The following is a 21,018-nucleotide window of genomic DNA, read 5'->3' on the forward strand; positions in this document are numbered from 1 at the left end:
CAGAATGCCATCAACCATACTCTGGGCCGACGACGAGATCGACCTCCTCAAACCCCACATAATGTTCCTCAAAGGCAAAGGCTATGAAGTGGTCACCGCATGCAGCGGCGCCGACGCCCTTGAGCTTGCCGGACAACAGAACTTCGACCTCATCATCCTTGACGAGAACATGCCCGGCCTGACCGGACTCGAAACCCTCCAGCGCATAAAACTCACCTCGCCCCACATACCGGTGATCATGATCACCAAAAGCGAGGAAGAAAACATCATGGACCAGGCCGTAGGCAACAAGATTGCCGACTACCTCATCAAGCCGGTAAACCCCAACCAGATACTGCTCTCGATCAAGAAAAACCTCCACTCAGACCGCCTCGTCTCCACCCAGACCGGCAGCGACTACCGCCAGGAATTCTCGCGGATCTCGTCGATGATCGACTCGGCTTCATCGATCACCGACTGGATGAACCTCTACCGTCTTCTGGTCCACTGGGAGATGCAACTCTCGGCCGCCGACACACAGATGGACGAACTGCTTGACATGCAGCGGAAAGACGCAGGCACAGCCTTCGCCAAATTCATCAAAAACAACTACGCCTCATGGATCGCCGACAAGAACACGCCCGGCCGCCCCATGATGTCGCCCGACATCTTCAAAAACCGGGTGTTCCCCCTGCTCGACACCGGCGAAAAGGTGTTTTTCATACTGATCGACAACTTCCGCCTCGACCAGTGGGCCGCAGTCAAGCCCCTGCTTGCCGACACCTTCAACTTCAGCGAGGAACTCTACTGCTCCATACTCCCGACCGCCACACAGTATGCCCGCAACGCCATTTTCTCCGGGCTGATGCCGGTCGACATCGAGCGGATGTTTCCCGACCTGTGGGTCGACGAAGACTCCCCGGAAGGCAAAAATCTCAACGAATCGCCCATGATAGCCACCCAGTTCGAACGCTATCGCCGCCAGTGCAGATTCTCCTACACCAAGATCAACGACTCGGCCGCAGGCGAGAAACTCCTCCGCGAGTTCTCCAATCTGCTTGACAACGATCTGAACGTCATAGTGTTCAACTTCATCGACATGCTCTCCCACGCCCGCACCGAGTCACGCATGATCCGCGAGCTTGCCGCCAACAACGCCGCCTACCGGTCGCTCTCCGAATCATGGTTCCGCCACTCGCCGGCCATCGAGATATTCCGACGCATAGCCGCCAAGGGCTACAAGATAGTCCTCACCACCGACCACGGCACCGTGCGCGTGGACAACCCCGTCAAGGTTGTCGGCGACAAGAACACCAACACCAACCTCCGCTACAAGATAGGCAAAAACCTCGCCTACAACGCCCGCCAGGTCTATGAGGTCAAGCAACCGGGCCGTCTGGGGCTGCCCGCGCCAAACGTATCGTCGACCTACATCTTCGCCACCGGGCGCGACTTCTTCGCCTATCCCAACAACTACAACTACTATGTGCAGTACTATGACGGGACCTTCCAGCACGGCGGCATCTCGCCCGAAGAAATGCTCATCCCGATCATCACTCTGACAGCCAAATAGAATCAAACAAAAGTCACTTACAATAAAAGTCACTTACCGCATGAAAAAGATAATGATTCCCTCCGTCGAAGCCCTTCCGCAGGCCGCTCAGGAGTTTCTAAGCCTTATGGACGACGCCACGGTCTACACCTTCGAGGGTGAGATGGGCGCCGGAAAAACAACTTTCATCAACGCCCTCTGCCGCGCGCTCGGTGTGGAGGAAGACCCGACAGGATCGCCTACATTCTCGATCATCAACGAATATCGCTCCGATACAACAGCCGAGCTGATCTACCACTTCGACCTCTACCGCATCGAGTCGCTCGAACAGGCTTTCGACATCGGCGTGGAAGACTATCTCGACTCAGGCGCACTCTGCCTCATCGAATGGCCCGACCGCATCGACGACATCCTGCCCGACGATACCGTCAGAGTCAAAATCGACGTTCTCCCTGACGGAGGCCGCTGCCTGACCATCGACAATCCCGCCGAAGCCTGACACTGAACCCAAAGCCTCATCATGGAGATAATAGAGCTTGAAGAGACAGCCTCGACCAACAGCTATCTCGCAGCCATAGCCCGCGAAAGTCCCGACGGACTAACGGTGGTCTGCCACCGTCAGACTGCAGGGCGCGGTCAGCGCGGCAACAGCTGGGAAGCCGAGCCGGGCAAGAACATCACCATGTCGCTGCTGCTCAGACCCGCCGGACTTCACCCCTCGCGCCAGTTTCTGATCTCTCAGGCCGTCTCGGTAGCCATCGCCGATGTGCTCGCACGCCATCTGCCCGGCATGGAGGTCAGAATCAAATGGCCAAATGACATCTATGTGGCCGACAGAAAGATCTGTGGCATCCTCATTGAAAACTCGATCACAGCCAACGGCATCAACCACTGCATAGTAGGCATGGGAATCAACGTCAACCAGACCGAATTCCGCTCCGACGCCCCGAACCCCGTATCGCTCTCCATGCTGACAGGCCTCACCTATCCGCTACGCCCACTGACCGAGGAGATCATCACCCGGATCATCGGTGAGACGGCCCGCATCTCATCAGCCTCCGATGACCTGCAGAAGCGCTATTTCAGCCTGCTCTGGCGCCGTGAGGGCTACTGGCCCTACACCGACTGCCTGCGCGGCGAGCAGATCATGGCGCGGATAGCCTCGGTGGCTCCTGACGGCATAATCACCCTCGCCCTGCGGCCTGAAGCTGACGGTGACGCCGGGCAGACCCGCAGCTTCGCATTCAAGGAAGTGGCAGCCTGCCTTCAGCCAATGCCGTAAGCGCGGTGCCGGCCAATATTTGTTAACTTTTATTGGGAACTCCCCCGCCACCTGCAAGCAAACCAACTCCCGACCGGGCGCGTTATAAAGGCATCGAACTGAATTTTTCACTCAACACCTTTATAATACGCCTTAACTATGAACGATTTCAATGAAATAATCGGCAGCAGCAAGCCAACACTCGTCGACTTCTTCGCCACATGGTGCGGCCCGTGCAAAATGCAGGGTCCCATCCTCGAACAGCTTAAAAACAAGGTAGGCGACGCAGCCAACATCGTAAAGATCGACGTTGACCGCAATCCCGACCTCGCAGCCAAATACCAGATCATAAGTGTGCCTACACTCATCATCTTCAAAAACGGAGAGCCACAGTGGCGCGCATCAGGTCTTCAGCAGCTTGAAATACTCGAAGACAAACTCCGCATCCAGGAAGAACCGGGCAAATAGCCCCGGCCTTCACACCTCCTCAAGCGGCTGCCAAAGAAAACAATTTTAAGCTTCCGTAAAATCTCTCGTCCCTCCGCCATGCACCCCACAGGCCATGACGGAGGGATTTTTTCATGGACAGCCCCGCACAGAAATTTTATTTTGGAAGATAGTTCGGGATTTCATAAATTTGTGCTTATATAGTTTAAAAACATTCATCATGGCTGAAACACTTGAAATTTCCGAAATCTACCGCGCGGCCCAGGTGTTGCGCGACGTAGCACGTCATCCGCGCCTGATCGGGGTGCCGAATATCAATCCTGAGGCAGAAGTCTACCTCAAGCCTGAAAACCTCCAGCACACCGGAGCCTTCAAACTCCGCGGAGCCTACTACAAGATCTCCCAGCTGACCCCTGAGGAAAAAGCCCACGGCGTGATAGCCTGCTCGGCCGGCAACCATGCGCAGGGAGTGGCACTCGCGGCCACCCGCAACGGCATCAAGTCAATCATCTGCCTCCCCGCCGGAGCGCCGATCTCAAAGATCGAAGCCACAAAGCGTCTCGGCGCCGAAGTCTGCCTTGTGCCCGGAGTTTATGACGACGCCTATCAGAAAGCGCTCGAACTTCAGAAAGAACACAACTACACACTCATACATCCCTTCGACGACCTCAAGGTCATAGCAGGCCAAGGCACCATCGGCCTCGAAATTCTTGAAGAGATGCCTGACGTGGAAGCCGTCATCGTGCCCATCGGCGGCGGCGGTCTGATAGCCGGCATAGCTTTCGCGCTCAAGCAGCTCAAACCCGACGTGAAAGTCTACGGAGTCCAGGCCGAAGGCGCTCCCTCGATGTACCGCTCGGTCAAGGCCGGCGAACGCGAGCGTCTTGACAAGGTGGCGACCATAGCCGACGGTATCGCAGTCAAGGAACCAGGAGTCAACACCTTTGACTTCTGCAGCAAATATGTCGACGAGATCGTGACCGTCAGCGAAGACGAGATCGCAGCCGCCATCCTTGCCCTGATCGAGCAGCAGAAGCTCGTTTCGGAAGGAGCAGGAGCCGTATCGGTAGCCGCAGCCATGTTCAACAAAGTCCCCATCCAGGGCAAGAAGACCGTCTGCGTGGTTTCAGGCGGCAATATCGACGTGACCATCCTCAACCGCGTCATCACCCGCGGCCTTGTCAAGAGCGGACGCAACTGCACCCTGACTCTCGACCTCACCGACCAGCCCGGACAGCTTTCAGGAGTCTGCCGTGTGCTCGGCGAAAACGGAGCCAACATCATCTCCGTCACCCACGAACGCAACTCCCACATGACATCCATCAACGGCTGTCTGATCCGCGTCGAAGTCGAGACCCGCAACAACGAACACATCGAGATCCTGCGCAAAGCCCTCTCCACCGCAGGCTACCACGTGGTCTGAACAATCGGTTCCGAATCCACCTTATACATATATAATATATAAGCTCATCCGTACAACACACTCACTGCCATTATGTATCGACGCTTCAAATTCATGCGGCTTCTGCCCGTTGTCGCCGCACTGACAGCCACTCTTCTGACCGTCAGCTGCAAGACCAGTGAAAGCAACTACCGTCAGGCCTATGAGACGGCGGTTGCCAAAAACCGTGAGGCTTCAGGGGTGGATTCGACAATCTATGCCCGCATACGCAACAGCGCGCAGACCTCTGATCTGATAGCCGGATCAGACACTCTGCCCATGCGCACAGAATATGTAGGCTATACGGAAAACGGAGGTGCCTCACGCGAGATGCTCAAGCGCTACAACGTGGCAGTCGGGCAGTTCAAACAAAAGTTCAACGCCCGCGAAATGCGTGCGCGCCTGCAAGCCAACGGCTATCCCGACGCATTCATAATCCACACCCGCGAACCGCTCTACTACGTCTGCACGGCCACCTGCCAGACCCCTCAGGAAGCCGCCACGGCTCTTGAAAAGGTGAAGACCGACAAGTCGATAGTGCTCCGCTCTCCCCTGCCCTTCATTCTCCGCCCGGCCCATCTGGCAAGATAACGGAGAACAGACCACACTCCCCTTTCAGAATCACAACTACATTCTCTATATCAGAAAACACTTGCAACATGAAACAGTCATTCCCATACATTCCGCCTGCCACTGACTCACAACAGGTCTACACAGACGGAGAGACAATGGACGAGGCTGTCGAGGCTTTTGAAAACCACGACTACCTCAAGTCACTGCAACTGCTGATCGATGCTCTCGACTGCGATTTCCGCGAACGCTACGGCAATCCGGAAGGCACTTCGTTCAGAATTCCCCACGGCTCGATAGTGGTCCGCATCAACATAACGCCAGAAACACTCCATATCTCGGCCGATTTCCTGCGTCTGCCCGAAAAAGGGCGCGTGGCCATGCTGCGCCAGATCGCGGAAATGAACATCAACAATCTCATGCTCGCCCGTTTCGTCAAGAGCGGCGACTATCTGAAGATGGAATACTCTTGCCCGCTGACTGACACTCATCCCCACAAGATCCACGCCATCATCCACAACATCTGCCTCATCGGCGACAAATATGACGATGAACTCTGCACCCGCTTCAATGCCGAGCGCTGCTACACTCCCAAAGTGACACCTTTCACTCCGGATGAAGTCGACACTGTCTATGACGCGCTCCATACCATCGGACAGCTTGCTCTCAATGCAGCCGCCGACTACAGTTCTCAGCGGCGCTACGTCTATGCCTGGACAATCTTAAGCGGTGCCATCCACCAGTTCACATTCATTGTCAACCCGCAGGGTCAGCTGATCAACGAAATCGAAAAGGCCATCGAGTCAATGAATGACGAGCGGCCGATCGAAGAACTTGTCTCCCGCGGCACATCGTTTCTCAAGAAACTCTTGTCGATGCCCAAGGAAAAACTGGCCGAAGACCTCTACACGGTCGAGATGATGGTGTCAATAAAGCCTAACGCACCACTCCAGAGTGTGCAGGATGATTTCGAGAGTCTCCACGAAGGTGTCACCGAAGCCATGCAGAAGAGAGACTATGACCAGGTGGCCGTGCGCATCTACTTCTCATTCTATCAGCTGCTCGCCGAAAGCAATATCTCTCTGCTGCTCGAATATCTCATCATCACCGCCCTGCGCGAGAGCGCAGGCCTGCCGCTTAAGGAGGCGGCTGAAATCCTGCTCAAAGCCCTTGACAAGATCATGGACGGCGACATCGAACCGGATGATGACGACGATGATGAAGAGGACGAAGATGAAGATGACGATGACGAGGATGACGAGGATGACGATGACGAGGACGACGATGACGAGGACGACGATGACGACGATGAGGACGATGAGGACGATGAAGAAGATCTCTCCGAGGCTCACGCCAACATCATGGCCGCACACCAGAAACTGGCCGAAGCCATGAGCGGCGAAGAAATCGTGGCGATCCAGCGTCAGATGGATGAAGCTCTGAAAGCCGGCAACATGACCGAATACATGCGTCTCGCCACCGAGCTCCAGATGCGTATGCTCAGCTCTCTCGGCTCATGAAACGTAGGCTGAAACGCCATGCTTCAACCAATTTTTTAGAGCTTGTTCTTAAACGACCTCTTAACCAATCATTCTCTACGCCTTATGAATCCAGAAATAAACAAACTGATATATAAAGTGACCCATGCCGATGGGTCAGGCAGCTGCTTCTACCTCCGGAAGCACGACATTTTCGTCACCAACTACCATGTAGTGGCCGGCTACCGCACAGTGGCCATCCATGACAATGACCGCAACCCATACGAAGCGCGAGTAGTGGCCGTCAATCCCGAACTCGACCTTGCTCTGCTGGCCGTCGACGCCGATTTCAGCCATCTTCCCGATTTCCCTCTCGCAGGAGACGATGATCCGGCCATCGGATCGAAAGTCCACGTTGCAGGCTATCCTTTCGGCATGCCTTTCACCATCACCGAAGGCTCTCTCTCTTCACCCCGCCAGCTGATGGACGGAAAATATTACATCCAGGTCGATGCCCCGGTCAATCCCGGCAACTCAGGAGGCCCGATTGTCAATGACAAGGGCGAGGTGATCGGTGTGACCGTCAGCAAATTCGCGACTTCATCGGCTGACAACATGGGTTTCGGCGTACGCATCGAGGCCTTGGCTCAGCTGCTTGACGCCATCGAGGATCTTGACCGCAGCGAGTTTCACGTGCAGTGCGACAGCTGCGATGAACTGATCAGCGGTGACGAGGAATACTGCCCCTCATGCGGCGCGCATCTTGACGAAAGGGTGTTTGCCACCCACGAAATGTCGCCCCTTGGAGAGTTCTGCGAAAGCGCCATTGCCCGCATGGGCATCAATCCGGTGCTTGCCCGCAGCGGCCACAACGTGTGGGTGTTCCACCGAGGCAGTTCCGAAATCCGGCTTTTTGTCTATGACCGCAACTATCTCTTTGCCGTATCGCCGATCAATCTTCTGCCAAAGAAGAATGTAGAGAAAGTGCTCGACTTCATGCTCGACACTGACTTCTATCCCTACAAGATGGGAGTTGACGGACGCCAGATCTATCTGTGCTACCGCATCCACCTCGCCGACCTCACCGAAGAGTCGCGTGAACGCATTCTCAACAACATTGTAGGTCTTGCCGAGAAAGTCGACGATCTTGACAATAAGCTTGTGGATGAATACGGCTGCGAGTTCTCGCTCTACTCCAAGGCCTGATCCCAATCCATAAACCTCCACGGGGGCTGTCAGAGGCTCCGCTCTATCGCAGCGAACGCTGTGCCCGTCTGAAAGGCACAGCGTTCGCTGTTTTTATCATTTACGCATGTCAGGCCCTGCTCACTCTTTCGGGGTCAGATAGGAGTTGTAGAGAGCGGGACTGTTGATGATCTCTACCGCGGCGGCAAACGTGGGGTCGAGCGGACTGACCACACGTGAATAGACAGACTGGTCATAGATGTCACGGCCTACGAGGCCTTTGACTATGGCGCGGAGCATCGGTTCGGAACGGCGGAACTGCGCTTCGTCATAGGTCACACCGTCAGCCGTACCGCGGTCTATGAGGCCCTGCATGATTTCAGGAGTGACGGTGAATCCGGCAATATAGCTCTCTTCTGTCGGATAGGCGCTCTTGATTTTAGAGCGGTTGGCATCTACATAATCGACAGTGAAATTATTGACCGCTCCTTTGGCTATAAGGTCACGGTAGTAGGTGGAATACATGGTGGTGTCAATAGGCACAAAGCGGTCAGGCATGATGCCTCCTCCGCCATAGACGGGGCGTTTGAGCCGGCGGGTATGGAAGAGCAGCGAATCGGCGAAATGATGGATGCTGTCAGCATTGGTGAACTCTCCGGAGTTATAGCGGTTGATCATGTCGAGCTGATAGCTTTCGTCATCGCCGTCAACGTAGGGTTTCTGAATGCAGCGGCCTGATGGGGTGTGGTAGCGCGATACGGTCAGTCGCATCATCGAGCCGTCAGGGAAGGGGAAGGGACGCTGCACGAGGCCTTTGCCGAAGGTGCGGCGGCCCACTATCACGGCTCTGTCATTGTCCTGGAGCGCTCCTGAAAGGATCTCGCTGGCCGAGGCGGAATACTGGTTGACCATCACTACCACGCGCCCGTCAAGGAAGGAGCCGTTTTTCTGGGTGATATATTCGGCTGTGCCGTTTTTGGGTGACTCGGTGTAGACCACCAGATCGCCTCTGCGGAGAAACATGTCTGAGATATCAGTGGCCGGACGCATGTAGCCGCCGCCGTTGTCAGTGAGATCGAGTATCAGATGGCGCATGCCTTTTTTCTTGAGCTTGCCCATAGCTTCGGCCACTTCTTCGGCTGTGGCTTCAGCGAAACGGCTGACGCTGATGTAGCCCACGGAGTCGTTGATCATATAGGTGGCCTCGACGCTGTAGATGGGTATGTTGTCACGCTCCACACGGAATTCAAGCAGCTGCGGGTTGCCCTTGCGGAGCACTTTGAGGGCGGCTATTGTGCCCTTGGGGCCGCGGAGCACTTTCATGATGCCGTTGTTCTTCATCTTGACTCCCGAAATAACGGTGTCGTTGCATGAGATGATGCGGTCGCCGGGAAGTATGCCTACCTTTTCCGAGGGTCCGCCGGCCACTGACTCGATGACATAGAGAGTATCGTTGTTCATCTGGAAGCGGATTCCGATTCCGGAGAAGTTGCCGTCAAGCGGTTCGGTCAGCTCGCGGGTCTCTTCGGGCGAGGAGTAGGTGGAGTGCGGGTCAAGGGTCTTGAGCATGGCCACGATCGCTTCTGTGACCACCTTGGCGGTGTCGATGCGGTCTACATAGTATGACTCGATGATCTGCTCGGCATAGCGCAGCTTGCGCTCAGGGGTAAACTCAATCTGCCCTACTGAGGTCAGGCAGACGGCAAGGAGGAGTATGGAGGAAAAAAACAGTTTTTTCATCAGTCGGTAAAATCAGTATATATGTGATGTTTGTTCTGTATTGAGATATCGCGCGCGTGTGTGCTGGTCCGGTCATGGCTTTCCGGGCCCTTCGGGCAGGAATTCGCTGACGTCACGGCCATAGGCCTGCAGTTCGCGGACCACCGAAGAGGATACGGCCGCGTATTCCGGAAGTGTGAACAGCAGCAAGGTCTCTATGCCTGAGATGCGCCGGTTGATGTCGGCGAGGTTGCGCTCATATTCGAAGTCGGCAACCGAGCGGACTCCGCGCAGCATCCAGCGCGCGCCCTCGGCCTCGCAGGCATCGACGGTGAGACCGCTGTAGGCTATGACCGAGACTTTAGGCTCTGCGGCATAAAGGGCGCGGATGGCGTCGAGACGCTCACGGGTCCGGGCTTCGCAGGCTTTCTGAGAATTGACTCCGATGGCTATCACTACGCGGTCGAAAAGCGGCAACACGCGCTCTACGAGCGACCGGTGGCCTACGGTGAACGGGTTGAACGAACCGGGAAACAGGATTGTATTCATCTTCTGAGTTGGTTACATTGACCGACGGTCTGAGGTGCTATCCGATCTGGGAGTCATCCTCAACAACAAGATTGTCAATGATAAAGTTCTGTCGTTCCATAGTGTTTTTGCCCATGTAGAATTCCAGCAGCTCGGCCACGGCATCTTCCTTGCGGAGGCTGACGCGGTCAAGACGGATGTCGGGCCCGATGAAGCCGCGGAATTCCTCCGGCGAGATTTCGCCGAGACCTTTGAATCGGGTGATCTCGGCATTGTCGCCGAGTTTCTCGATGGCGGCTATGCGCTCCTCATCGGTGTAGCAGTAGTAGGTGTCGTCGCCGGCGGCTGAGCCTCCGCGGGCGCCGCGCTTGGTGGTCTTGTGGTTGCGCACACGGAAGAGAGGGGTCTGGAGCACGTAGAGATGGCCTTTCTTGATCATGTCAGGGAAGAACTGGAGGAAGAAGGTCATCAGCAGCAGGCGTATGTGCATGCCGTCGACGTCGGCATCGGTTGCGATGATCACATTGTTGTAGCGCAGGCCGTCAATGCCCTCTTCGATGTTGAGCGCGGCCTGGAGGAGGTTGAACTCGTCGTTTTCATAGAGGATCTTGGCGGGAACGCCGTAGGAGTTCTTGGGTTTTCCGCGCAGCGAGAACACGGCCTGGGTCTCGACGTTGCGGATCTTGGTGATTGATCCGGCGGCCGAGTCACCCTCGGTGATGAAGATGGATGATGCGAGTTTCTTTTCCTCGTTTCCGCGGCTGTCGTTGAGATGCACCCGGCAGTCGAGCAGCTTCTTGTTGTTGAGATTGGCTTTCTTCTGCTTTTCGCGGGCCAGTTTGGTTATGCCAGCCATAGCCTTGCGGGCGCGTTCGCTCTCCTGGACTTTTTTCAGGATTATGTCGGCAACGTCGGTGTTGCGGTGGAGATAGTTGTCAAGTTCGGTCTTGATGAAGTCGCCGATGAATTTTGCCACGGTAGGTCCGTCGGGGCCCATGTCGCGGCTGCCGAGTTTGGTCTTTGTCTGCGATTCGAACAGCGGTTCCTCTACCTTGATTGAGATGGCGGCTATCATGCCGTTGCGTATGTCGGAGTAGTCTAAGTCGCGCTTGAAGTATTCTTTGAGTGTGCGCGACACCGATTCCTTGAAGGCTGCGAGATGGGTTCCGCCGTGAGTGGTGTGCTGGCCGTTGACAAACGAGTAATATTCCTCGCCGCGCTGGTTGGCATGGGTTATGGCCACTTCGATGTCGTCGCCCTTGAGATGGATGGGCGCGTAGAGCGGATCGGTGGTCATTGCGTCGCGCAGGAGGTCGAGCAGACCGTGACGCGAGATGTAGCGCTTGCCGTTGAACATCATGGCAAGGCCGGTATTGAGGTAGGTGTAGTTCTTGATCAGCGGCACTATGAACTCATCGCGGTAGGCATAGTCGCGGAATATGCTTGCGTCAGGAGTGAAGCGCACGAGTGTGCCGTTGGCTTCGGTGGTAGGCTCGATGTCGCTCTCCTCCACCTTGTCGCCGCAGCGGTAGAGCACGCTTTTCATCTGGCCGTCGCGCACGCTGCAGATGAAAAATTCGGTGGAGAGGGCGTTGACGGCCTTGATGCCGACGCCGTTGAGGCCTACGGATTTCTTGAAGGCCTTGGAGTCATATTTGCCGCCGGTGTTCATCTTGGATGATACGTCGACCAGTTTTCCGAGGGGCACACCGCGTCCGTAGTCGCGCACGGTGACGGTTCCGTCAGCTACATCGACTATGATCTGCTTTCCGAAGCCCATCATGTATTCGTCAATGGCGTTGTCGAGCACTTCTTTGATCAGCACGTAGATGCCGTCGTCAAAGTTCGATCCGTCGCCGAGTTTGCCGATATACATGCCGGGACGCCGGCGGATGTGCTCTTTCCAGTCAAGGGTCTTGATGTCGTCTTCATCATAGTCAGGGACAGGGGCTGGAGTGGCCCCGGCTGATTCCGGAGTCTCGATGTCATCGTGGATTAATTCGTCATTCTCGGTCATGGCACGTATCAGTTATGATAAGTAAGCACAAATTTACGAATTTTTCGCGGATTAAGCAATCATTTATTGCCAAGCTATTGTTAAGAGGGTGTTTCATAACAATAGTTAAAATCTGAGCGAAAGATTTGAGATGGATATGGCTCTGAATTGAAGGAGCATAGCGAGCTATGTGACTGAGATGAAGAGCCATAGCCACTCAAAGCTTTCGGAGGCGATTGTATTGCTTTTTTTTGTAAATAGTATATTCCATTTGTGAAAATTTTTAAGTTACCTGAGCCTTGGTGTCTCTTTTGCTAAATTGTTGAAACTCGTCAGTCGCATAGCTCGCTATGCTTCTTCCTCCTTTGCAACAATTTATCTAAAAGATACACCACTCAGATTTTAACTCTTGTTATGAAACACCCTCTAAGACGGGACAGACCGGTGATGGCTCGGAGAGCCTATGTTTACGAAACCCCTGGGTCTGCGAGTGCCGAGGCGGCAGCGGAGGCCGAGCGATGCCTGAGATCCATGTGCGTGGACACAGATCCATCGGCCCTGGGGTGAGGATACAGTGAACCCCGCTTGTCCGGATTCGGGCAGGCGGGGTTCGGTGTTTTTATGGATGACCGGCTTTTTGGAGCCGTCAGGATCAGAGTTCGGTGTGGGCTACGTCGACTGCTTCGGGGGCTTCGTCGCGGGTGACTACGGGGATATCAAAGGCGTCTTCGATGTCATCCTTGCCACCTACCACGATGCGTTCGTAGGAGCGGAGACCGGTACCTGCGGGAATGAGGTGTCCGCAGATCACGTTTTCCTTCATGCCCACGAGGTAGTCGACCTTGCCGTTGATAGCGGCTTCGTTGAGCACCTTGGTGGTTTCCTGGAATGATGCGGCCGACATGAACGATGATGTCTGCAGGGCGGCACGGGTGATACCCTGGAGGATCTGTTCGGAGGTGGCGGGCTGTGCATCGCGTACCTGGATGGGACGGAGGTCACGGCGCTTGAGCGATGAGTTTTCGTCGCGGAGCTTGCGTGCGGTGATGATCTGGCCGGGCTTGACGTTTTCGCTGTCGCCGGCGTCGGTGACAACTTTCTTGCCCCAGATGCGGTCGTTTTCGTCCATGAAGTCGCGCTTGTCGACCACCTGCTGTTCGAGGAAGTTGGTGTCGCCGGGATCGAGGATGTTGACTTTGCGCATCATCTGGCGTACGATGACTTCGAAGTGCTTGTCGTTGATCTTCACACCCTGCATACGGTAGACGTCCTGGACTTCATTGACGATGTATTCCTGAACGGCTGTCGGACCCATGATGTTGAGGATGTCGGCCGGTGTGGTGGCGCCGTCTGAGAGCGGGGTGCCTGCGCGCACATAGTCGTTTTCCTGAACGAGGATCTGTTTTGACAGGGGCACGAGATATTTCTTGGTCTCTCCGAGTTTGGAGGTGACGGAAATCTCGCGGTTGCCTCGTTTGACCTTTCCGAACTTGACTTCACCGTCGATTTCAGATACGATGGCGGGGTTGGAGGGGTTACGGGCTTCGAAGAGTTCGGTCACGCGGGGGAGACCACCGGTGATGTCACCTGCAGAGCCTGCGGCGCGCGGGATCTTGACGAAGATTTCGCCGGGTTTGAGTTCGGCGTTTTCGTCGACCATGAGGTGGGCGCCCACGGGGAGTGCATAGGTGCGGAGGATCTGGCCGTTTGCGTCAACGATGTTGGCTTCAGGCACTTTGCCGCGTTCCTTGGATTCGATGATGATTTTTTCGCGGAGACCGGTCTGCTCGTCGGAGTCGACGCGATAGGTGACGTTTTCGGTGAGGTTGACGTATTGTACCTTACCACCTGCTTCGCTGACAATGACGGCGTTGAAGGGGTCCCATTCGCAGATCACATCGCCTTTCTTGACACGTGCGCCGTTATCGAAGAAGAGTTTCGCGCCGTAGGGGATGTTTGCGTTGGTGAGCATCATCTTTGTGGTGGGGTCGATGATGCGCATTTCTGCGAGTCGGCCGATAACCACATCGACCTTACGTCCGCTGGCGTCGACCTCTTCGGTCTGCACGGTGCGGAGTTCGTCGATTTCAAGGATGCCTTCGTAGCGCGAGGTGAGCGAGTTGACAGCGGCGATGTTCGAGGCGACACCACCGACGTGGAATGTACGGAGGGTGAGCTGTGTACCGGGCTCGCCGATTGACTGTGCGGCGATCACGCCGACAGCTTCGCCCATCTGGACCATGCGGTGTGTGGCGAGGTTGCGGCCGTAGCACTTGGCGCAGACACCCTTCTTTGATTCGCAGGTGAGCACCGAGCGGATCTCGACTGATTCGATGGGTGATTCGTTGATGCGGTCGGCTGCAAGGTCGTTGATCTCTTCTCCTGCGGCGACGATGAGTTCGCCGTTGGTGGGGTCGATAATGTCATGGACAGAGACGCGTCCGAGGATGCGTTCGCCGAGTGAAGCGACGACTTCGTCGTTGTTCTTGATCTCGGTGCAGACGAGTCCGCGGAGGGTTCCGCAGTCTTCTTCGTTGATGATGACGTCATGGGCCACGTCGACCAGACGGCGGGTAAGATAACCGGCGTCGGCTGTCTTGAGCGCGGTGTCGGCAAGACCCTTACGGGCACCGTGGGTCGAGATGAAGTATTCGAGCACCGAAAGGCCTTCCTTGAAGTTTGCAAGAATCGGGTTTTCGATGATCTGGCCTCCTTCGGCACCGCTCTTCTGGGGCTTGGCCATAAGGCCACGCATGCCGGAGAGCTGACGGATCTGGTCTTTAGAACCACGGGCGCCGGAGTCGAGCATCATGTAGACAGGGTTGAAGCCCTGCTTGTCGGCCGAGATCTGTTTCATGAGGGTGTCGGCCAGACGTGAGTTGACGTGTGTCCAGATGTCGATGATCTGGTTGTAGCGTTCGTTGTTGGTGATGAAGCCCATCGAGTAGTTGTTGAGGACTTCCTGCACCTGTTCGTAGCCCTCGCGCACATATTCTTCTTTTTCGGCAGGGATGAGTACGTCGCCGAGGTTGAATGACAGACCGCCCTTGAATGCCATGTAGTAACCGAGGTTCTTGATGTCGTCAAGGAACTGTGCCGAGCGGGGAATACCGCAGTGTTTGATTACGCGCGAGATGATGGTACGCAGTGATTTCTTGGAGAGGATCTCATTGACGTAGCCGATTTCTTTGGGCACGTAGCGATTGACGAGCACACGGCCTACGGAGGTATTCTCGACGAGGTGCTTGATGGGGTTGCCGAATTCGTCGATGTCTTCGACTACAACCGACACGGGTGCGTGGAGTGTCACGCGGCCTTCGTTGTAGGCGATTTCAGCTTCTTCGGGTCCGTAGAATTTGAGGCCTTCGCCCTTGTCGCCTTTGCGGAGCTTGGTGATGTAGTAGAGACCGAGCACCATGTCCTGCGAGGGCACGGTGATAGGTGCGCCGTTGGCGGGGTTGAGGATGTTGTGAGATCCGAGCATAAGGAGCTGGGCTTCGAGGATGGCTTCGTTGCCCAAAGGAAGGTGGACTGCCATCTGGTCACCGTCGAAGTCGGCGTTGAATGCCGTACATGCGAGGGGGTGGAGCTGGATTGCCTTTCCTTCGATCATTTTGGGCTGGAAGGCCTGGATGCCGAGACGGTGGAGGGTCGGGGCTCGGTTGAGGAGCACGGGGTGGCCCTTCATTACGTATTCAAGGATGTCCCAGACGACTGGTTCCTTGCGGTCGACGATCTTCTTGGCAGACTTGACGGTCTTGACGATGCCGCGCTCGATGAGCTTGCGGATGACGAAGGGCTTGTAGAGTTCGGCAGCCATGTTTTTGGGGATACCGCACTCGTGCATCTTCAGTTCGGGACCTACGACGATAACCGAACGGGCCGAGTAGTCGACACGCTTACCGAGGAGGTTCTGACGGAAGCGGCCCTGCTTGCCCTTGAGCGAGTCGGAGAGCGATTTGAGGGGACGGTTGGCTTCGGTCTTTACGGCTGAGGATTTGCGTGAGTTGTCAAGCAGTGAGTCGACGGCTTCCTGGAGCATACGCTTTTCGTTGCGGAGGATGACGTCAGGGGCTTTGATCTCTATGAGGCGTTTCAGACGGTTGTTGCGGATGATGACGCGACGATAGAGGTCGTTGAGGTCGGAAGTTGCGAAGCGGCCGCCGTCCAGAGGCACGAGCGGACGGAGTTCAGGCGGAATGACGGGTACTGCCTGGAGGATCATCCATTCGGGACGGTTGCGTTCACGCGATGCGCGGAACGATTCAACCACCTGGAGGCGCTTGAGGGCTTCGGTCTTGCGCTGCTGCGATCCTTCGGAGTTGGCCTGGTCGCGCAGGGCGTAGGAGAGGTCGTCGAGGTTGATGTCTTTGAGAAGATCGTAGATTGCCTCGGCACCCATTTTGGCAACGAACTTGTTGGGGTCGGTGTCGTCAAGGAGCTGGTTTTCGCGGGGCAGACGGTCTATGATCTCGAAGTATTCTTCCTCGGAGAGGAGGTCGAGACGCTGTATGGGTTTCTCTCCTTCGGCTGCAACGCCGGGGTTGATGACCACGTAGCGTTCGTAGTAGATGACTGCATCGAGTTTCTTCGAGGGAAGGCCCAGGAGGTAGCCGATCTTATTGGGGAGTGAGCGGAAATACCAGATGTGGGCCACGGGAACCACAAGTTTGATGTGGCCCATGCGCTCACGACGTACTTTCTTTTCGGTCACTTCAACACCGCATCGGTCGCAGACAATGCCTTTGTAGCGGATGCGCTTGTACTTGCCGCAATGGCATTCGAAGTCCTTGACGGGACCGAAAATGCGCTCGCAGAAGAGGCCGTCGCGCTCAGGCTTGTAGGTGCGGTAGTTGATTGTTTCAGGTTTTAACACCTCGCCGCTCGACTTCTCAAGAATCTCCTCAGGCGATGCGAGCCCGATGGAGATTTTTGAGAAACTGTTTTTTTGCTTATTGTCTTTTCTAAAAGCCATATATATAATATGAGAACAATGTTAAAATTAAGGATGTCGCCGTGGCTGACATTACTGCTCAAGGTTGATGCTGAGACCGAGACCGCGGAGTTCGTGGAGAAGCACGTTGAGTGATTCGGGAATTCCGGCCGGCGGCATTGCCTCGCCCTTGACGATGGCCTCGTAGGTCTTCGAGCGGCCTGTGACGTCGTCAGACTTGACAGTGATGATCTCCTGGAGGATGTGGGCGGCGCCGAATGCTTCGAGCGCCCAGACTTCCATCTCACCGAAACGCTGACCACCGAACTGGGCTTTACCGCCGAGAGGCTGCTGGGTGATGAGTGAGTACGGGCCGATGGAGCGTGCGTGCATCTTGTCTTCAACCATGTGGCCGAGCTTAAGCATGTAGATCACGCCTACGGTTGCGGGCTGGTCGAAGCGTTCGCCTGTGCCGCCGTCGTAGAGGTAGGTCTTGCCGTAGCGTGGTATGCCGGCTTTGTCGGTCCACTCGTTGAGGTCTTCGAGGGTTGCGCCGTCGAAGATGGGGGTTGCGAATTTCTCGCCGAGTTCGCGGCCTGCCCATCCGAGCACTGTCTCGAAGATCTGGCCGAGGTTCATACGCGAGGGCACACCCAGCGGGTTGAGGACGATGTCGACCGGAGTACCGTCGGCGAGGAAGGGCATGTCTTCCTGACGCACGATGCGCGAAACGATACCCTTGTTGCCGTGACGGCCTGCCATCTTGTCACCGACGCTGATCTTACGCTTCTTGGCGATGTAGACCTTGGCAAGTTTCATGATGCCTGAGGGAAGTTCGTCGCCAATGGAGATGTCGAACTTCTTGCGGCGGAGTTCGGCGTCGATCTCCTTTGATTTGCGCAGGTAGTTGACGATTGTGGCGCGGATCATGTCGTTCTTGTGAGCGTCGGCTGTCCACTTTGAGAGATTGATGGTGTCGTAGTCGATCTCACGGAGTGTTCCGGCTGAGAATTTGGCTCCCTTGGGGATGATGTCTGTGCCGAGGAAGTCTTTCACGCCCTGCGATGTCTTGCCGTTGGTAAGGGTCATCAGCTTTTCAACAAGGAGGTCCTTGAGGGCGTTGAGACGGTCTTCATATTCTTCGTCGAGCTTGGGCAGCACTGCGCTTGCGCTCTTCTTGGTTTTCTTCTTTTCGGCTTTCTGGAAGAGGTGGGTTCCGATGACAACGCCTTTGAGCGAGGGCGATGCCTTGAGCGATGCGTCTTTGACGTCGCCGGCTTTGTCGCCGAAGATGGCGCGGAGGAGTTTTTCTTCCGGAGTGGGATCGCTTTCGCCCTTGGGTGTAATCTTACCGATCATGATGTCGCCGGGGACGATGTGGGCACCCACGCGGATGATGCCGCGCTCGTCGAGGTCTTTGGTGGCGTCTTCAGAGACGTTGGGGATGTCAGAGGTGAGCTCTTCCATACCGCGCTTGGTCTCGCGGACTTCGAGGGTGTATTCGTCGACGTGGACAGAGGTGAGGATGTCTTCGCGCACCACTCGTTCGTTGAGCACGATAGCGTCCTCATAGTTGTAGCCCTTCCAGGGCATGAAGGCTACCTTGAGGTTGCGTCCGAGTGCGAGTTCGCCTTTTTCGGTCGAGTAGCCTTCGGTGAGGATGTCGCCTTTCTTGACGCGCTGGCCCTTGTTGCAGATGGGACGGAGGTCGATGGTTGTGCTCTGGTTGGTCTTGCGGAATTTGGGGAGGTGGTATTCCTTGACGCTGTCTTCGAATGATACGAATTCTTCGTCTTCGGTGCGGTCATAGCGGATGCGGATGACGGTTGCGTCGACGAATTCGATTGTGCCTTCGCGTTCGGCCATGATCTGGGTGCGGCTGTCGCGGATGAGCTGGCCTTCGATGCCGGTGCCGACAATCGGAGACTCGCTGCGGAGCAGGGGCACGGCCTGGCGCATCATGTTCGATCCCATGAGGGCACGGTTTGCGTCGTCGTGTTCAAGGAAGGGGATGAGCGATGCGGCGATCGAGGCGATCTGCGTTGGCGATACGTCCATAAGCTCTACCTGGTCAGGAGCGACGATAGGGAAGTCGGCGTCCATACGGGCTTTGACTCGATCGTTGATGAAGCCGCCGTTGTCGTTGACCGGCGCATTGCCCTGGGCTATGATTTTGCCTTCTTCGATTTCGGCTGTGAGATAGACAACTTCGTCGTTCTTGAGGTTGACCACACCGTCTTTCACTTCACGGTAGGGGGTCTCGATGAAGCCGAGGTCGTTGATCTTGGCGTAGACACAGAGCGAGGAGATAAGACCGATGTTCGGGCCTTCAGGGGTTTCGATCGGGCAGAGACGTCCGTAGTGGGTATAGTGTACGTCTCGGACCTCGAAGCCTGCGCGCTCGCGCGAGAGACCGCCGGGGCCGAGGGCCGACATACGGCGCTTGTGGGTGATTTCGGCCAGCGGGTTGGTCTGGTCCATGAACTGCGAGAGGGCGTTGGTGCCGAAGAATGTGTTGATGACGCTCGAAATGGTCTTGGCGTTGATGAGGTCAATCGGGGTGAAGACTTCGTTGTCACGCACATTCATGCGTTCGCGGATGGTGCGCGACATGCGGGCGAGGCCTACGTTGAACTGGTTGTAAAGCTGTTCGCCTACGGTGCGCACACGGCGGTTGCTCAGGTGGTCGATATCGTCGACATCGGTCTTCGAGTTGATGAGCTCGATCAGATATTTGATGATGGCGATGATGTCTTCCTTTGTGAGCACCTTGACATCCATCGAGGTTGTGAGGCCGAGTTTCTTGTTGATACGGTAGCGGCCTACTTCGCCGAGGTCATAGCGCTTTTCAGAGAAGAAAAGGTTGGTGATGACTTCGCGCGCGCTTGCATCGTCCGGCGGCTCGGCGTTGCGGAGCTGTCGGTAGATGTACTGGATAGCTTCTTTCTCGGAGTTGGATGTATCTTTCTGGAGTGTGTTGAATATGATGGAGTAGTCGGAGGTGTTGGCGTCTTCCTTGTGGAGGAGTACGGTCTGCACGCCCGAATCGAGGATTTCCTGGATGTTCTCTTCTTCAAGGACAGTCTCGCGGTCGAGGATGACGTCGTTACGCTCGATCGACACAACTTCGCCGGTATCTTCGTCAACGAAGTCTTCAACCCAGGTCTTGAGCACGCGGGCGGCGAGTTTGCGGCCTACGGCTTTCTTTAGGTTTGTCTTGTTGACCTTGATTTCCTCGGCAAGTCCGAAGATTTCAATGATGTCCTTGTCACTTTCAAGGCCTATGGCACGCAGAAGAGTGGTCACGGGGAGTTTCTTCTTGCGGTCGATGTAGGCATACATGACGTTGTTGATGTCAGTGGCAAACTCGATCCAGCTTCCGCGGAAGGGGATGATACGGGCGCTGTAGAGCTTGGTTCCGTTGGCGTGGGTGCTCTGTCCGAAGAACACGCCGGGCGAACGGTGAAGCTGCGACACGACAACGCGCTCGGCACCGTTGATGACAAAGGTGCCCTTGTCAGTCATGTAGGGGATGGGGCCGAGATAGACGTCCTGAATCACAGTAGCGAAGTCCTCGTGGTCAGGGTCAGTACAGTAGAGTTTGAGCTTGGCCTTGAGGGGAACGCTGTAGGTCAGACCGCGTTCAAGACATTCGTCGATTGTGTAACGCGGAGGATCGATGTAATAGTCAAGGAACTCAAGCACAAAGTTGTTGCGGGTGTCTGCGATGGGGAAGTTTTCGGCAAACACCTTGAAGAGTCCCTCGTTTTTTCTTTTTTCCGGGGGAGTGTCGAGCTGAAGGAAGTCCTGGAACGACTTCAGCTGCACCTCCAGAAAGTCGGGATAAGGGAGAGGATTTTTAACCGACGCGAAATTTACGCGGGGTTTTGCTAAAGTGATATCTGACATCTAAAAAGAAGGATAATGAA

General features: G+C 55.7%; 13 protein-coding genes. 8 read left to right on the forward strand and 5 right to left on the reverse strand.

Annotated elements, in window-relative coordinates:
• Window positions 1-4: 4 nt before the first annotated feature.
• The 8 genes from FDZ78_RS05340 to FDZ78_RS05375 all read left to right on the forward strand — a co-directional run bounded on the left by FDZ78_RS05340 (window position 5) and on the right by FDZ78_RS05375 (window position 7,934).
• Window positions 5-1,552 carry a bifunctional response regulator/alkaline phosphatase family protein gene (locus FDZ78_RS05340; RefSeq protein ID WP_123397949.1) on the forward strand — a complete coding sequence of 516 codons (1,548 nt, stop codon included), beginning with the start codon at window positions 5-7 and terminating at the stop codon, window positions 1,550-1,552.
• A 40-nt stretch (window positions 1,553-1,592) separates the two neighbouring features.
• Window positions 1,593-2,030 (forward strand): tRNA (adenosine(37)-N6)-threonylcarbamoyltransferase complex ATPase subunit type 1 TsaE, encoded by a 438-nt coding sequence (tsaE, locus tag FDZ78_RS05345; RefSeq protein WP_107032234.1) that lies wholly within the window; start codon window positions 1,593-1,595, stop codon window positions 2,028-2,030.
• A gap of 21 nt (window positions 2,031-2,051) precedes the next feature.
• Window positions 2,052-2,813: a biotin--[acetyl-CoA-carboxylase] ligase gene (locus FDZ78_RS05350; protein ID WP_136408173.1), complete on the forward strand. Its 762-nt coding sequence runs from the start codon at window positions 2,052-2,054 to the stop codon at window positions 2,811-2,813.
• A gap of 138 nt (window positions 2,814-2,951) precedes the next feature.
• Window positions 2,952-3,260, forward strand: coding sequence for a thioredoxin (trxA, locus tag FDZ78_RS05355; RefSeq protein WP_136408174.1), 309 nt, complete (start codon window positions 2,952-2,954; stop codon window positions 3,258-3,260).
• 199 nt (window positions 3,261-3,459) lie between these two features.
• The gene (gene ilvA / locus FDZ78_RS05360; RefSeq protein ID WP_107032231.1) at window positions 3,460-4,662 is read left to right on the forward strand and encodes a threonine ammonia-lyase; all 1,203 of its coding nucleotides are present in this window, start codon (window positions 3,460-3,462) and stop codon (window positions 4,660-4,662) included.
• A 72-nt stretch (window positions 4,663-4,734) separates the two neighbouring features.
• A complete protein-coding gene (locus tag FDZ78_RS05365; RefSeq protein ID WP_136408175.1) occupies window positions 4,735-5,271 on the forward strand; it encodes an SPOR domain-containing protein in 537 nt (178 codons plus the stop codon).
• A gap of 68 nt (window positions 5,272-5,339) precedes the next feature.
• The gene (locus FDZ78_RS14605) at window positions 5,340-6,770 is read left to right on the forward strand and encodes a YbjN domain-containing protein (RefSeq protein WP_168181949.1); all 1,431 of its coding nucleotides are present in this window, start codon (window positions 5,340-5,342) and stop codon (window positions 6,768-6,770) included.
• An 84-nt stretch (window positions 6,771-6,854) separates the two neighbouring features.
• Window positions 6,855-7,934 carry a serine protease gene (locus tag FDZ78_RS05375; protein WP_136408176.1) on the forward strand — a complete coding sequence of 360 codons (1,080 nt, stop codon included), beginning with the start codon at window positions 6,855-6,857 and terminating at the stop codon, window positions 7,932-7,934.
• Between the two features lie 120 nt (window positions 7,935-8,054).
• Here the strand turns inward: FDZ78_RS05375 and FDZ78_RS05380 are convergent, their stop codons facing one another.
• The 5 genes from FDZ78_RS05380 to rpoB form a co-directional block, all read right to left on the reverse strand.
• Window positions 8,055-9,653: a S41 family peptidase gene (locus FDZ78_RS05380; protein ID WP_136408177.1), complete on the reverse strand. Its 1,599-nt coding sequence runs from the start codon at window positions 9,651-9,653 to the stop codon at window positions 8,055-8,057.
• Between the two features lie 72 nt (window positions 9,654-9,725).
• Window positions 9,726-10,181: a pantetheine-phosphate adenylyltransferase gene (gene coaD, locus FDZ78_RS05385; RefSeq protein WP_136408178.1), complete on the reverse strand. Its 456-nt coding sequence runs from the start codon at window positions 10,179-10,181 to the stop codon at window positions 9,726-9,728.
• Between the two features lie 37 nt (window positions 10,182-10,218).
• The gene (locus FDZ78_RS05390) at window positions 10,219-12,177 is read right to left on the reverse strand and encodes a DNA topoisomerase IV subunit B (RefSeq protein WP_136408179.1); all 1,959 of its coding nucleotides are present in this window, start codon (window positions 12,175-12,177) and stop codon (window positions 10,219-10,221) included.
• A 631-nt stretch (window positions 12,178-12,808) separates the two neighbouring features.
• Window positions 12,809-17,131, reverse strand: coding sequence for a DNA-directed RNA polymerase subunit beta' (gene rpoC, locus FDZ78_RS05395; protein WP_107032224.1), 4,323 nt, complete (start codon window positions 17,129-17,131; stop codon window positions 12,809-12,811).
• Between the two features lie 51 nt (window positions 17,132-17,182).
• Complete coding sequence (gene rpoB / locus FDZ78_RS05400) at window positions 17,183-20,998, reverse strand: DNA-directed RNA polymerase subunit beta (protein WP_107032223.1); 3,816 nt, start codon at window positions 20,996-20,998, stop codon at window positions 17,183-17,185.
• Window positions 20,999-21,018 lie beyond the last annotated feature (20 nt).

The organism is Duncaniella sp. B8 (genome assembly GCF_005304985.1).
Classification (GTDB): domain Bacteria; phylum Bacteroidota; class Bacteroidia; order Bacteroidales; family Muribaculaceae; genus Duncaniella; species Duncaniella muris.